The organism is Streptomyces sp. NPDC008139 (assembly GCF_042957025.1).
GTDB lineage: Bacteria > Actinomycetota > Actinomycetes > Streptomycetales > Streptomycetaceae > Actinacidiphila.
On record NZ_JBIBHM010000012.1, the window covers coordinates 163,319 to 177,943 of the forward strand.

General features: G+C 73.9%; 13 protein-coding genes. 7 read left to right on the forward strand and 6 right to left on the reverse strand.

The genetic code is table 11. From position 1 onward, the window contains the following. Nucleotides 1–139 precede the first annotated feature (139 nt). On the forward strand, nt 140–691 hold the full coding sequence (locus tag ACFZBB_RS25490; RefSeq protein ID WP_391126627.1) for a hypothetical protein: 552 nt from the start codon (nt 140–142) through the stop codon (nt 689–691). 103 nt (nt 692–794) lie between these two features. Here ACFZBB_RS25490 and ACFZBB_RS25495 read toward each other — a convergent pair whose 3' ends face one another. Continuing rightward, entirely contained in the window at nt 795–1,304 is a 510-nt protein-coding gene (locus ACFZBB_RS25495; protein ID WP_355336475.1) for a signal peptidase II, read from the reverse strand. Between the two features lie 359 nt (nt 1,305–1,663). Then, complete coding sequence (locus ACFZBB_RS25500) at nt 1,664–2,464, reverse strand: VOC family protein (protein ID WP_391126630.1); 801 nt, start codon at nt 2,462–2,464, stop codon at nt 1,664–1,666. A gap of 234 nt (nt 2,465–2,698) precedes the next feature. Between ACFZBB_RS25500 and ACFZBB_RS25505 the strand changes: the two genes are divergently transcribed. After that, entirely contained in the window at nt 2,699–3,145 is a 447-nt protein-coding gene (locus ACFZBB_RS25505) for a universal stress protein (protein ID WP_391126633.1), read from the forward strand. A gap of 611 nt (nt 3,146–3,756) precedes the next feature. Here ACFZBB_RS25505 and ACFZBB_RS25510 read toward each other — a convergent pair. After that, a complete protein-coding gene (locus ACFZBB_RS25510) occupies nt 3,757–4,029 on the reverse strand; it encodes a helix-turn-helix domain-containing protein (RefSeq protein WP_391126636.1) in 273 nt (90 codons plus the stop codon). 165 nt (nt 4,030–4,194) lie between these two features. On the opposite strand from ACFZBB_RS25510, the gene ACFZBB_RS25515 reads away from it, so the two are divergent. Then, complete coding sequence (locus tag ACFZBB_RS25515; RefSeq protein ID WP_391126638.1) at nt 4,195–4,677, forward strand: helix-turn-helix domain-containing protein; 483 nt, start codon at nt 4,195–4,197, stop codon at nt 4,675–4,677. A 23-nt stretch (nt 4,678–4,700) separates the two neighbouring features. Here the strand turns inward: ACFZBB_RS25515 and ACFZBB_RS25520 are convergent, their stop codons facing one another. Then, nucleotides 4,701–5,264 (reverse strand): TetR family transcriptional regulator, encoded by a 564-nt coding sequence (locus ACFZBB_RS25520; protein ID WP_391126986.1) that lies wholly within the window; start codon nt 5,262–5,264, stop codon nt 4,701–4,703. Nucleotides 5,265–5,381: 117 nt separating this feature from the next. Between ACFZBB_RS25520 and ACFZBB_RS25525 the strand changes: the two genes are divergently transcribed. From ACFZBB_RS25525 to ACFZBB_RS25535, 3 genes are all read left to right on the forward strand, one after another. Beyond that, a complete protein-coding gene (locus ACFZBB_RS25525) occupies nt 5,382–6,557 on the forward strand; it encodes a zinc-binding dehydrogenase (RefSeq protein WP_391126640.1) in 1,176 nt (391 codons plus the stop codon). 108 nt (nt 6,558–6,665) lie between these two features. Further along, nucleotides 6,666–7,055, forward strand: a complete 390-nt coding sequence (locus ACFZBB_RS25530; RefSeq protein ID WP_391126643.1) for an MmcQ/YjbR family DNA-binding protein — start codon at nt 6,666–6,668, stop codon at nt 7,053–7,055. A 289-nt stretch (nt 7,056–7,344) separates the two neighbouring features. Then, complete coding sequence (locus tag ACFZBB_RS25535; RefSeq protein WP_391126645.1) at nt 7,345–8,160, forward strand: helix-turn-helix domain-containing protein; 816 nt, start codon at nt 7,345–7,347, stop codon at nt 8,158–8,160. A gap of 306 nt (nt 8,161–8,466) precedes the next feature. On the opposite strand, the gene ACFZBB_RS25540 is transcribed toward ACFZBB_RS25535, so the two are convergent. Further along, a complete protein-coding gene (locus ACFZBB_RS25540) occupies nt 8,467–12,735 on the reverse strand; it encodes a hypothetical protein (protein ID WP_391126648.1) in 4,269 nt (1,422 codons plus the stop codon). Between the two features lie 249 nt (nt 12,736–12,984). Here ACFZBB_RS25540 and ACFZBB_RS25545 point away from each other — a divergent pair, with 249 nt between their 5' ends. After that, nucleotides 12,985–13,266: a hypothetical protein gene (locus tag ACFZBB_RS25545; RefSeq protein ID WP_391126651.1), complete on the forward strand. Its 282-nt coding sequence runs from the start codon at nt 12,985–12,987 to the stop codon at nt 13,264–13,266. Nucleotides 13,267–13,377: 111 nt separating this feature from the next. On the opposite strand, the gene ACFZBB_RS25550 is transcribed toward ACFZBB_RS25545, so the two are convergent. Then, a complete protein-coding gene (locus ACFZBB_RS25550) occupies nt 13,378–14,553 on the reverse strand; it encodes a glycosyl hydrolase (protein ID WP_391126654.1) in 1,176 nt (391 codons plus the stop codon). Nucleotides 14,554–14,625 lie beyond the last annotated feature (72 nt).

Below are 14,625 nucleotides of genomic sequence, written 5' to 3' on the forward strand. Positions count from 1 at the left end.
CGCCGCCTGGCTCCCTTACCCACTGACCCCCTGGCCCCCTGACCAGGAAATACGTGGCACTGGACAGCCGCTCTGCCCGAGACTTCGCTCACCGGGCACCGCGCACGCGGTGCCGCCCTGTGAGTGGGAGGAACCGCGCATGCGCTACGACCGGGCGGCGTTCATACGGTGTCGGCTGCATGTGGAGGCGGGGCCGCAGAGTGGGTACGGGGAGTACGAGGGGGAGGAACCGGCTTTCAACAATGCGCTGTTCGGCTACTACCAGGGACTGGAGGCGGCGCTGGAGGGGCTGTTCGGGGCGACGCTCGTCCTGCGCAGGGCGGCGGCCACCGGTGGCGCGGGAGCGGGCGGCGGCACGGGGGACAGGGCGCTGCTGATGCTGCTGGGCAGCTCCGTACGGTCGTACCTCGCGACGGGGACCCCGTGGTCGGGCTACCTGGAGGCGGGGCTGCTCATCCGTCGCCTTGAAGCGGCGGGAGAGGCCGGGGAGCGGGTGCTCGGGGCGAGCCGTCGCATCGAGGAGGCCGTGAAGGCGTCCCGGGCGGCGCATCTGGAGATGCTGGACGCGCTGGTGGGGGAAGTCCTGGGGGAACGCGCCGGGGCGGCGTTCGACAGCGCCGAGCTGCGGGCGGCCGGGTTCGACGACGCGACGTATCCGCGGGTGGAGGACTTTCCGGACGAGGGCGCGTAAGCCGGACGAGGCTGCGTAAAGGCGAGCCCGCGTCAAGAGGCCGTAGAAGGACGAGGCCGTATCGAGACCGGGACGCGCGTCAAGACGGCGACCCGCCGGGGGGCTACGCGCTGCCCACCGCGTCCGGCTCTCCGGCAGGAGATTTGGCGGCGCGCATCGGGACGCCGCGGAAGGCCTGGACGAGGACGAAGAGGGCGCCGGCCGTGACGCACTGGTCCGCGAGGTTGAAGATGCCGCCGTTGCCGACCTGGATGAAGTCGAGGACGGCGCCGCGGCCGAAGGCGGGGGTGCGGAAGAGGCGGTCGGCGAGGTTGCCGCCGGCGCCCGCGAAGAGGAAGCCGAGGCCGAGGGCCCAGCCGGTGGAGCGGACGGCGGGGGCGACGCGGGCGATGAAGACGAGGACGCAGAGGGCGAGGAAGGTGAAGACGAGGGTGGCGCGAGGTGCGAAGGAACCGGCCGCGCCGGAGTTGCGGATAGCGGTGAAGGTCACAGCGCCGCCGAACGCGTGGCTGGCCTCGTGCCCCTCGACCACGACCGCCGCGACGGCCTTCGTGGTCTGGTCCACCACGAGCCCGACGGCCGCGGTCGCCCACAGCAGGTACGTACGCCGCACCGCACACCTCCCGATCCCAGCCCCGTCCCCCGTCGAGCGTACGTGGCCGCCCGCCGAAACCCCGGCCCACGCCCGCGCCGACCTGCCGCCCGTACAACCTCGGAACCGGTCCCGTGGCACCCTGGCCCGGCACCGAGGCGGCCCCGGCGGAAGACGGCGGCCCGGTGTGGGGCTGTACGTGGGGCACCACGACGTCGTACGCGGATGCGCGGGAGACCGGCGCGGAGCTCTTCGCGCGGGCGGGCACGTATCCCGACACTGTGGGGACGCCGCACCCCTACGCCTCCGCCAGCTCCGGCATCTCCCCCACCGTCCGCGCGGGCGGGCACGTATCCCGACACCGTGGGGACGCCGCACCCCTACGCCTCCGCCAGCTCCGGCATCTCCCCCACCGTCCGCGCGGTGTCGATGACCGAGAAGTTCGCGCCCTGCGGATCGGTGACGGCGGCGAACCGGCCGAAGGGGCTGTCCATCGGGCCGAATCGGAGGGTGGCGCCGAGGTCGACGGCCTTCTGTACGGCGGCGTCGCAGTCGCCGACCGCGAAGTAGACGTTCACGTACGCCGGTACCTGCGGCGGGAATTCGTCGCCCATGGTCATGCGGCCGACCACCGGGTTCGGGCTGCCGCCGACCTTGAAGACCTTGAAGTCCACCCCGGCGTCGGTCATTCGCTGCGCGGAGTACGTGAACGCCTTCGTCAGGAAGGCGTCCGTGACGTCGGGCTCACGCGTGAAGAACTCGGCCCAGCAGAAGGCGCCCGGCTCGCCCACCTTCGCGAAGCCCTTGTGCTGATCCGGCTGCCAGAGCCCGAAGGCCGCGCCGGTCGGCTCCTTGGCCAGCGCCATCGTGCCGAGCCGGCCCACCTGCATGGGCTCCATGAGCAGTTCGCCGCCCGCCGCCTTCACCTTCTCCCCTGTCGCCGCCGCGTCCGGGGTGGCGAAGTACAGGTACCAGACCGACTTCCCCTCTTCTCCCGGCATCGGCGGGACCACGCCCGCGACGGCCTCCCCGTCCGAGAACGCCTGCGCGTAATCGCCGAATTCGCTCGCGCTCTCCCCGAACGTCCAGCCCAGCACGTCGGCGTAGAAACGCTTGGCCCCTTCCAGGTCCACGAACATGGCGTCCACCCAGCACGGTGCGCCTTCCGGGAAATCAGTCATGATCCGCGACTCCGTCCAACGAATGTGACGTACATCACTTACGTACATCTCCACGCTAGTCAGTCCTCGCGCTCCCCGCACGGCGAGGGAACGGTGACGGGCGACGGAGAGCGGAAGCGTACGAAGTGGCCATGGTCACCACCGATCCGGGAATGCGGGTCCGGCGCCCGGAGGCTGAGGGAGTACGGAGGCCGCACCTCCCGTGAGACCCCTTCGGACAAGGAAGTTGTGCCCATGTACAAGAAGATCCTCGCCGCCGTCGACGGTTCGGCCCACGGCAGTGCCGTCCTCGACGCGGTGTCGGCGCTCGCCAAGCTGACCGGCGGGACGGTGCAGGTCATCCACATCCGTCCGTCGCAGGTGATCTCCGGAGGGATCACCAGCACGGTGGTGCCGGTGGAGGAGAGCGCCGAGAGCCGCAAGGTCGTGGACGACGCGCTCGCGCGGCTGCGCGCGGACGGCGTCACCGCCGACGGCGAGGTGGACGAGGGCCTGACCGAGGACCTGGCCGCGATACTCGTCGAGCGCGCCGAAGCCCTCGGCAGCGACCTGATCGCCGTCGGCCCCGGCCACTACAGCGGCATCTCCGCGCTCCTGCACCCGAGCGTCAGCCGCGCCGTCGCGAAGGCGTCTGCGGTGTCGGTCCTGCTGGTCCACAGCGAGGCCGGGGCCACCGCCTGACCTGCCCCTTCCCCTTTCCGGATCGCCCCACTGCCCGCCACCCCCGGTTCCGCACCCGGCCGGGGACGGCGGGCATCGTCGCACCCGGAGCCTTACGCGGGGCCGCACCCGAAGCCGTACGCAGACGGGGGCGGCGCCACCGGCGGACAGGCGGCAGCACCGGAGGACAAGCGGCGCCACCGGACGACAGGCGGCAGCACCGGGAGAAACGGCCAAGCGGGGCAATTCACCGACGGCCGGACACGGAGAGTACGGCCGCGTAACCTGACCGTCAGCCGGGCGCCTGGACGCTGGTGCCCTCTCCGTACATCGCATTCGGCGGTGTCTGGAGAGAGGAGCAGTGCAGTGGCTCGTCACCGCAGGCCGAAGAGGCTGCGGACTACCGATCGATTACGCATGGGCTGGTGGCTCGTCCAGATTGCCGTCTGGATCCATCAGCACGTCAACGACCGGTAATCCGGCTGGGCGGGGGCCGTCTTCGTGGGATGCGGCGGCGGCCTCCGCGTACTCACCTCATGATGTGCCGCCCCGGCCCCGCGGGCCGCGAGTCGCACAACTTTGGCATATGCCAATCCACGCGTCGCGCGTTCCTTCGCGTGCGCGCCCCGGCCTCATTCGGCCGCGCCCTCAGGGGCGGCGGTACGGACCGCGCCCGCGTGGCGCTTGCGCTCCAGGACGACGAGCGGGCAGTTCAGCGCATCGGCGATCTTGATGAGATTGGCCGGGGTGGCACTGCGCCAGCCCGACTCGATCTCGCCCATGAGCTGCTCCGAGATGCCGACCTGGTCGGCGAGCGCCCGCTTGGTCAGCCCGGCCTTCTCCCGCGCCCAGGTGACGGCCTCGGGCTCCTGATGGAGCCTGCTCGGCCGGGTGCGGTGCGACATGGGCAAAAACTAGCGCGTAGTAGCGCGTAGCACAAGTATTTATGGGGAACTACGCACACCTGCGCACGTTGCCGCCCCGTATATGCGCAGGCCAGACCGGCCGATACCCGCCGCTCCTCGCCGTATCACTGGACGCATAATGCGTAGTTGTGCGAAGCTCGCCGCATGACTGAGCGCCCGGACGCGCCGCCCGAGGGGGAGCTGATCAAGGTCGCGCTCGCGGCGTCCGGCCTTTCCCAGCGGGAGGCCTCGCGGCGAGCCGGTATGAGCGACACGCGGTGGCGGCAGATCGTCAGCGGTTACCAGTCGGTCGACGGGACACCGGTCCCCGTCCGCGGCCGTGACGAGACGCTGGCCCGTATGGGGCATGTCGTCGGCGTACGCCCGGAGCAGTTCGAGGACGTCGGCCGCCCCGACGCCGCCAAGGAGCTGCGCGACCTCACGGCCCGCAAGCGCGACATCGACGCCGCCTCGGCCATCCCCTCCGGCGCGTACGACCGCCTGGAGGAGCGCTGGCACCTGGTGGAAGCCGTGCTCCGCACCGCGCGCGAGGGGCTGAGCCCGTCCGAGGACAGCAGCCTCGTCGGCCGGGTGCACGGGCTGCTGGCGCAGGACCAGGACGGCTTCACACCCAAGGCCCAGGGCTAGCAGCCGACTTCACCCGTCGGCGCTCAGGCCGTGCCGGGGAACGGCGCGCTCGCCCGTACCAACTCCCGTGCCAGACCGATGCTTTCCGCGAGCGTGTCGAGCGGCAGCGGCTGGGTGGCGAGCGCGCCCTCGTGCAGCAGGAGGAGTCGGGTGGCCAGGGCGGCGGGGGACGCGCAGGCCGCCGCGGTGGCGAGGCGCTCGAAGAGGCCGAGCAGCCAGAGCTTCTGGTCCGCGGCGACGCGGTGCGCGGGGTGCGCGGGGTCGGGGAGTTCGGCCAGGGCGTTGATGAACGCGCACCCGCGGGTGTTGGTCGCGCTCCAGGTCCGCAGCGCCTCGAAGGGCGCGGTGACGGCCTCGACGGGGTCGTCGCAGGCGTCGACGGCGGCGCGGACGAGGGCCCGCCAGCGTCGGTCGCGCTCGCCGAGGTAGACCGCCACGAGCCGGTCCTTCGAGCCGAACTGGTTGTACAGCGTCCGCTTGGTCACGCCCGAGTGCTCGGCGATCAGGTCCACGCCCACCGCCGTGATCCCGCGCCCGTAGAACAGCTCCTCGGCAGCCGCCGCGATACGGCGGCCCGCGGCGGTCATGGGCCGTACGTCGCCCGCTTCCGTCTCCTGCACCTCCGGCATCGGGCCCCCCTTCACTGATCGGTGTACCGTGGGTCAATGTTCACAGATCAGTGTACTCAGGAGGATGGTGAAGCCATGAGCGTGCCCGAGACCATGCGTGCGGTACGGATCGCCGGTCACGGCGGGCCGGAGGTTCTTGAGGCGGTGGAGGTGGCCGTGCCCGCCCCGGGGGCGGGCGAGGTGCTGGTCAAGGTCGCCGCCGTCGCGCTCAACAACACCGACCTGTGGACGCGCGAGGGCGCGTACGGGAGCCCGGAGGACGCGGCGGCGCTGTCCGGCTGGCGCGGGCCGATCGACTTTCCGCGGATCCAGGGGGCCGACGTGGCCGGGCGGGTCGTGGCGGTCGGGCCTCGGGAGGACGTCTCCGCCGACGGGGGCGTTGGCTTCGACGGGGGTGCTGTGGTTGACGGGGATACGGCCCGGGCGGTCGCCGGGAACGCCGCCGACGCAGCGGCCCGGGGCACGGCCGGGGAGCCGAACCCGTACGCGGGCCTCTTCGGCCGCCGCGTCGTCATCGACCCGGCGGTCTACGACTCCGACTGCCAGGACGCGAATCCGGTCGGCCTCATGGGCAGCGAACGCGACGGCGGCTACGCCGAGTACGTGACCGCGCCGGTCGGCCGCGTGCACGACATGACCGAATCCCCGCTCACGGACGACCAGTTGGCGTCGCTGCCGACCGCGTACGGCACGGCGCTCGGCATGATCGAGCGCGGCGGGCTGCGGGACGGCGAAACCGCCCTGGTCTCCGGCGCGTCCGGCGGCGTCGGCCTCGCCCTGACCCAACTCGCCCGCGCGCGCGGCGCGAAGGTGCTCGCTGTCAGCAGCGGATCCAAGGCCGACGCGGTCCGCGCGGCGGGCGCGCACGTCGTCATCGACCGCGCGCGGGATGTCGCCGGGCAGATCCGCGCCGCCGCCCCGGACGGCATCGACATCGGACTCGACGTCGTCGCCGGGGAGTTGGTGAGCGAGTGCCTGCCGCTGCTGCGCGAGGGCGGCCGGTGGGTGGTCGCGGGGGCGCTCGGCGGGTACGGCGTGACCTTGGACGTACGCCGTCTGTATCTGCACAACGCGCGGGTGATCGGCTCCTCGATGCACACGCCCGCGCACTTCGGGCTCCTCATGGACCTGGCGCGCGAGGGCGCTGTCCGCCCGGTCGTCGCGGCGACGTTCCCGCTCGCGCGGGCCGCGCGGGCGCAGGAGGAGCTGGCCCGCAGGGGGCACGTGGGGAAGATCGTGCTGCACCCGTAGGGCCGCCCGCGGCGCCGGGCGGCGGCCTCCCCCGCACGCGCGCCCCGCCGTGGTGGAATTGGGTGCGTTCGAGCGAGGCGGGCGCGGGGGCACGCGGACGGAGCCGGGATGGGGAGAGTCGTGGGGCGGCGGGCAGTGCTGGGGAGCGGGGATGTGCGGCGCGTGGCGCTCGGGCTGCCCGGGACCGTCGAGAAGGAGCTGTGGGGGCATCCCACGTTCCACGTCGGCCGGCGGATGTATGTGACGGTGCCCGACGACGGGACGTCGTTCGCGGTGCGCTGTCCTCGGCACGAGCGCGCGGAGCTGATCGCCTCGGAGCCGGAGAAGTTCTGGGTGCCCGCGCACGAGGCCCACTCGTCGTGGGTACGGGCGCGGCTGGCGGCGCTCGAGGACGAGGGCGAGCTGTACGACATCCTGCTCGACTCGTGGCAGCAGGCGGCGCCGGAAGAGCTGGTCGAGACGTTCCAGGCGAACGGCCGCCGAACCGAACGGAATTGATTCACCCGGCGGGCGGGGGCTGCCCATCAATGCGCGCTGCCGTGGAATCAATCTCGCGGGCGTCGCATACGGGGTCCGCGGGGATCGTCGCGGAAGGGCAGCACCGCCGATGGACGAAGCACGTCCGCACGCATGGGAGTTGGGGCAGGTCTGGCTGACGGTGGTGCGGCCACCGGGACCGCTGCCCGTACGGCGGGGGCCTGGACATGGGCCTGGGCAGGGGCATGGACCTGGGCCTGGACCTGGGCATGGACCTGGGCCTGGGGTCGACAACTGGCGGCTGGCACTGGTGTCGGAGGGGCCGCTGACGCTGCGCCGGGCGGACGGGGTGGACCGCGCGGACGGGGTGGACCGGGCGGACCTGAACGTTGCCGGGAACGTCGGCGGAGACCTCGGCGGGGACGCGGAGCGCGACCGGGACGGTACGCGGCTGGAGGCCGGCGAGCTGGGGTTGTGGGAGCCCTCACGGCCGTTGCTCGTCAGGGCGGTTGAAGCCGCCGCGCCGCGAGGGCGGGCGATCGTGCTGCACCTGCCGCGTGAGGCGGTGCCGGTGCCCACCAGGTCGCTGAGGCGCCTGGTCGCGCGCCCGCTCCCCTCCGACTCCGGACCCGCCGCGCTGCTGGCGCACTACGTGGAAGGGCTCGCCGACCAGGCGGCCGGTTCCGTGCTCGCCCCACAAGGCGCGCGCCTCGGCTCCGCGGCGCTGAGCCTGGCCACGGCCTTCCTGGCCCAGCTCGCGGAACCGGTGCCCGTACCCGCGTCCCGCACCCTCGAACTCCGTTGCGCCATAGACGAGTACATCGACCGCCACCTCGGCGCGCCCTGGCTGTCGCCCGCCGCCATCGCCTCCGCGCACCACATCTCGGTGCGCTACCTGCACCACCTCTTCCGCCAGGACGGCGGCCGTACCGTCGGCGGCCACGTCCGCGCCGAGCGGCTCGACCGCTGCCGGGCCGATCTGGCCGACCCTCGGATGGCGCACCGCAGCGTCAGCCGGATCTGCGCGCGGTGGGGCTTCCCGGACGCGGCCGTCTTCGGCCGCGCCTTCAAGAAGGCGTACGGCGTCGCGCCCGGCGCCTACCGCAGGCGGCTGCTGAGCGCGTGACCGTACACACCGCCCCCGCAGACGACTGCTGGGACCGCGACCGTACGCCCGAACTCCCCGCCCCCACACAACCGGTCGGCCGAGGCGCGACCCCTGCCCCCATCGCGGCTCACTGCGGTCGTCCTCCCCGATCGTCGTCGCCACTGACGACCCGCACCGCGCGCCGCGCTCTCGGCCCACCGGCCCCGGGCACCCTCCCCCGTGCGCCGGGCCACCGAGTCTGCCGGGGGCCGCGCCGCCCGTCATCGGCCGTGTGCGCAAGGGAGTTGACCGAGAGCGCAATGCCGGGCCCACGCGGCGCGGGCCTCAGCGGGCGGTGGTGCCGCAGACCGGGCGGGCCGGTTCGTCGGGGAGATACGTGCCGCGCTCCTGCCGGGTGAGGTCGCGGCCGACCGCGCGGCAGACGGCGGTGACGGCCGCCGCGGGGTCCGGCAGGTCAACGGCCCACAGCCGCAAGGTCTGTTGCGGGTCGAGGACGAGGAGCGTGTGCGCGTCGGGGCCGAAGGCGAGGTCGGCTGCGGAGCGGGGCGCCGCCGTGAGCGTGGCCCGCACGTGTCCGGTGGCCACGTCCAGGAGGTGCACGGGCCCGTCCCAGTCGCCCGCCGCGACGGTCCGGCGGTCGGGGGTGAAGGCCACCGACGTCACGGGCGCGGTACGGCCGGTGGCCAGCGCGCGGGTGCGGCCGGTCGTCAGGTCGGCGAGCAGGACGTGGCCGTCCCAGGTGCCGACGGCGGCCGTGCGCCCGTCGGAGCTGAGCGCGACACCCGAGTCCACCATGGGCATACTGCCCGAACTGCCGTGCACGGGAGCGCCGTTGAGGATGGACCGGGTCTCCCCCGTGCCCAGGTCGACGAGCGCGACGGCGCCGTCCACGGTCTGCGCGGCCACGATCCGGCCGTCCGGGCCGAAGACGGGTCCGGTGCCGGGTGCGATCCACACACGGAAGGTCGTACGGAAGCGGTGCGCGCGCACGTCCCACGGCCGCAACCGGCCGTCGTAGTCGGCGATGACGAGCGTACGGCCGTCTGGACTGAACGCCAGGCCGCCCGCGTTCCCGGCCGCCGCAATGGTGGCGGTGACCTGCCCCGACACGGTGTCCCACAGCCGCACCCAGCCGTCGCCGTCCCAACTGGCCACCGTGCGGCCGCCCTTGGTGACGGCGACCGCGACCGGCGGCGGTCCCGAGGACGGACCGCCCAGGACGCGCACATGTCCGGTGGCCGTGTCGCGCAGCCGTAGTCCGCCGTCCGTTCCGGCCAGTACGACGCCACCCCCGCCGAAGGCCGCCGCCGCGACGCCGGGCAGGACGGCGGGGCCGTTCGTCACGTCCCACAGCCGCACGGTGCGGTCCGCGCCCGCCGTCGCGAGGGTGCGGCCGTCGGGGCTGAAGGCGAGCGCGCGGACGGTGCCCGTGTGACCGGACAGCACCGCACGGACCCTGCCGGTCGCCACGTCCCAGATCCGTACCGTCCGGTCGTCGCCGCCGGTCGCGAGAGTGCGGCCGTCCGGGCTGAACGCCAGCGCGCCGACCTGGCCCGCGTGCCCGGAGAGCACCACGCGTACGCGGCCGGTCGCCGCGTCCCGGATCCGCACCTTGCCGTCGGCGAAGTCCCCCGTGGCCACGTTGCGGCCGTCCGGGCCGCACGCGAGGTCGAGGAAGTCTCCTCCGTCGTCCGGGACTTCGTGCGTCTGCGACCTGGCGGCGAAGTCGGCCAGCGGGCGGCCGGTACGGGTGTCCCACTCGCGGATCCGCCCGGCGTCGGACATCGCCACGACGCGCCCGCCCGCGCAGAACGCCATCGGTCCCGGGATCTTCTCGCGGCTGGTGTCGATCCGCCGGTCACGTCCGGTCGCCACGTCCCACAGCCTGATCGCGCCGCCGCGGTCCGCGGTGACGGCGGTGCGGGCGTCGGGGCCGAGTTCCCAGTCCAGCGGCGACTCAGGGCCGAGGACCACGGTCCTGGCCGCCCGGCCGCCTTCGGCGGACACCGGGCGCAGGTCCAACTCCCCCTTCCAGCCGGTGATCGCGAGGGTGCGGCCGTCCGCGCCGTACGCCAGCGCGGTCGCGCCCGCGCTCGGGTGGCCGACCGTCGAGCGGACCCGGCCGCCGGACGCATCCCACTGGATCACCGCACCCGCGCTGTCGCCGGTCGCGAGGGTGCGGCCGTCCGGGCTGAACGCCAGGGATTCCACGTCGTGTTCACGGCCCGGCGGGCGCAGGACGGCTTTGAGGGGCAGCGCGGCGGCGGCTTCGAGGCTGACCACCGCCTCGGTGGTGGGGCTCTCGCGATACGCCTGGACGGCCAGCAGCGAGGCGAGTTCGGGGTCGGAGCCGACGAGCGCGTCCGACGTGGTGGCGAGCTGCCGCGACAGCGCGACCTGCCGCGCGGCGTCGGCGGCCCTGCGCTGCCGCTCGTTGCTGCGGCTCTGCGTCCACGCCGTCGCCCCGGCCGCCACGGCCAGGACGAGGAGTACGGACAGGGTCGCCGTCAACGCGCGCAGTCTGCGGGTGGTTCGGGCGGCGGCCTGCTCCTCGCGGCGGCGGGCGGCGGTGCTCGCGTCGAGGAACGCCCTTTCGGTGGGCGTCAGTTCGTCGGCTGCGCCGTCCGCCTCCGCCGCCGGGAACGCCTCCTCGGCCGCCGCGAGCCGCGATCCCCGGTACAACGCGCCCGGCTCGCGGTCGAGTTCGTGCCACATCACCGCCGCGTCGGTGAGCCGACGGTGCACGCGCAGCCGGGCCCGCTCGGCGTCGATCCAGGAGCGCAGCCGTGGCCACGCCTGGATGAGGGCTTCGTGGGCGAGGTCGACGGTCCCGTCGTCCACGGTGATCAGCCGGGCCCTGGCCAGCTCGTCCAGGACGACGGCGGTGTCGTCCGCGCCCAGGGCGAGTTCGGCGCGGTCCACCGGTCTGCGGGTGTCGGGGGTGCCGTCGCCCGGCATGACCAGGCGGAGCAGCACGCGGCGCGCGAGGGCCGCCTGCTCGGCGGTGAGCCGGTGGTAAAGGCCCTCCGCCGTACGGGAGATGGCGCCGTGCAGACCACCGGCCTCGTCGTACGCCCGCTCGGTCAGCGCCCGGCCGGCGCGCCGCCGCCACGTCTCCAGCAGCGCGTGCGACATCAACGGCAGGCCGCCCGGCTCCCCCACGACCTCCGCGACCACCCGGGCGGACAGCGCCCGCTCCACGATCAGCCCCGCGGCCTGCGCCGGCCGCACCACCGCCTCCCGCAACTCGTCCCGGTCCATCGGCCCCGCCAGCAGCGTCGCGTCCTGCAACGCCCCGATCAGCCGCGGATGCTCCGCACACCGCCCCAGAAAGTCCGCCCGCACCGCGATCACCACCCGCGTCCGCCCCGCCGGATGGGCCGCGGCCAACAGCCGCTCAATGAACCCCTCCCGCTCCGCCGCGTCGGCACACAGCGTGAACAGCTCCTCGAACTGATCCACAATCAGCCATGTATCCCCCCCGTCGCCCTCCGCGCCGGACCCCGCACCAACCCCCCGACCGCCCACCGGGCCGAGTCCGGGACCAGCACCCCGACCGCCGGTCGAGCCGATCGCCGGACCGGCCGTGGAGCCAGCCGTGCCCCCCGCCGCCCAAGCGCCCTCCGAGCCGGTCACGTGCCCTGTCGCCGTACCGCCGGTCGAGCCGGGCTCCGCGTCAGCCGCGTACCCAGCCGCCGGACCAGCGGTGAACGTCGCACGACCGCCCGCCAAGCCGGACGCCGGACCGGACGCGTGCCCGGCAGGGCGACCGCCCTCCGGGCTGGGCTCGGAGCCGATCACGTGCCCAGTCGCCGGACCGCCCGCCGGGCCGGGTCCCGGACCAGCCGCAAGCCCAGCCGCCCGACCGTCGGTCGAATCCATCGCCGCACCCGCGGCCGAGGCGGTCGCGGGACCACCCTCCGGATCGGCCGACGTGCCCGTCGCACGACCGCCCTCCAAGCCGGTCGCAGGACCGCCCGCGGTGCTGGCCGCGCGGCCGTACGTGGAGCTCGCCGCAGGCGTCAGGTGGGGGGCGTGGTCGCGGAGCGGATGGGCGCCGGGGGTGAGGATGCGGAGGGCGGCGGGGCGGGTGGCGGGGTCGGCGACTTGCTGGAGGCGGGGGATGAGGCCGGCGCGCAGGAGGGAGGACTTGCCGCTGCCGGAGGGGCCGAAGACGGCGGTGAAGCGGCGGCGGGCGGTGAGTTCCAGCAGGCGGTCGGTGAGGCGGTCGCGGCCGAAGAAGATGTCGGCGTCGCCCGCTTCGAACCGGGCCAGGCCCCGGTAGGGCGCCGGGTCGTCGCCGTCCTCGGAGTCGCGCGGCCCCGCGGCCAGCGTGGCCGCCGCCCGCCAGCGCTGCTCCCAGTCGGCCGGATCGCCGCCGCACGCGCGGACGTACGCCAGGACCACCGGCAGCGTCGCCAGCGTCTCGCCGGAGGCGGCCCGCGACAGCGTGCTCGCGCCGAAACCCGCACCCCTGGCCATCGTCCGGTATGTGGGCTTGCCCGCCGCCTCCCGCAAGTCGCGGAGCTCGCGCGCCAGTTGGCGTACCGGGTCGTCGCCCGGCGCCATCTCCTTCTCCGGACGTCCCGACACCGCGCACTCCCCTCGACGGACAGAGCTGCCACGCTACGCAGACCCGCGCCCCACGGGGACGGGCACGGCCCGGAATTGCACTGGGTGCACACCGCTGCCGCATACCTTCCTGGCGGGGCACCGTCCTCCTCCCGTACGGCGCGCGGACGGCTCCGTAAACGTTGCCGGAAGCCTTGACAGGGGCTGGGGCAAGGCCGACTCTCACGTGGAGAGAGCGCTCTCACGCAACCCCCCACACAAGGAGCAGGCATGTCGATGAGAGACAAGCGCTTGCCGAAACGGCTGGGCGTCGGATTAGTCGCCGTCAGCGCGATGGCCGCGGTGGCCCTGCCCGGTTCGCTGCGGGCGTCGGCGTCCGCCGCAGGAAAGGGCACCGTCTCCCCACAGACGGCGACCCGGACCGCGGCGGCACAAACGGCCGCACAACCGGCCGCACAACCGGCCGCGCAACAGGTCGCCGTACAGCCGAACGCCGTCCCCGTCGTCTCGATCTCGCCGGCCCCGAAGGTCCAGCCCTCACCGGCGTCGTAGCGCCATGTCCCGGTGTCCAAGCCGGTGTTGGCGGCGCCGTTGAAGTCGTCGCTCCACGTGGTGGTGAAGCCGCTCGGGGCGGGGCGGCTCGCGTACCAACGGCCCTACGCGTCACGGCACTTGCGCCAGCCGCAACGCCTTCGCTCCCGCCTTGAAGGACTCCTGCGCCGCGGCGCCGGACATGAACGTCCAGTCGGAGCCGCCGCCTTCGGCGTGGGTGTACTGGAACCAGATGAAGCCGATGACGTCGTGGCGGCTCGCGAGCCACGGGAAGAGGCTGGCGATCCAGGGGGCCTTGCGCCCGCCGGGCCGAGCGCCGGTCTCGGTGATCAGCAGCGGCTTCGCGGTGAATGCGCGCAGGGCGTTCACCGACGGGTTGAGGAGTTCGCCCGCCGTGCGCTCGGCGACCCCGTAGGCGTCGAGGCCGACCCAGTCGACGTAACGGTCGCCCGGATACAGGGACTTCAGGCTGATGTCGTCCGCGCCGCGCAGCGTGTTCGGGGCCCAGACCCAGATCACATTGGTGGCGCCGGCCTGCTGGAAGATGTCGTGGACGTGCTTCCACGCGGCGACGTACTCACCGGGTTTGTTGCCGCCGTTGGGCTCGGCCCACGGATACCAGTGGCCGTTCATCTCGTGGGCGAAGCGCAGCGCGATCGGGAAGCGGTTGGCTTTGACGGCCTCGGCGAAGGACCTGATGTACGGGTCGTGGGCGCCGTCGATGATGGTGCGCAGCGCGTACGAGGGCTGCTCGGTGCCCTTCGCGGAGCCCGCCCACGGTTCCCAGGAGACGACGGGCACGGCGTGCTGGGCGTAGGCGGCGCGGACCGGGTCCGGGTCGAAGCCGCGGGTCCAATTGACGTAGTACTCCACCATGTTGGGCGTGACGCCGCCCGCGTCGCGGCCGACTCCTGCCAGGACGGCCGAATTCCAGGGCGCGTCGGGCTTGGCGACGCCGAAGTACGTGGTCCCGGCGGGCGGTCGGCGGATGGCGTCCTTGTCGGGCACGGCGGTCCGCGGCGGTCCCGGCGCGATGGTCGACACCCCGTCGGCGTCGCCCGCGCCGCTGTCGGCCGCCCGGTCGGCTCCCGCGATACGGTCGTCCCCCCCGTCCCCGCCGTCACCCCAGGCGAGCGCGGCGACCCCGATCAGCAGCGCGAGGACCGCGGCGGGCACGACGTACTTCGCCCGGCTCCAGACCTGGCCGTAGAAGGGGCTGGACAGCCGCCCCGGCCAGTTGACGAGCGGACCTCCCCGCGTCCACCGGTCGCGTCTTCCCCCGAGCATGCTCCCCCGCCTCCGTCACCCGTTCCCCCGACGATTCCCCTGGACGCCCCGCGCCCGCCCCGTCGGGCCCGG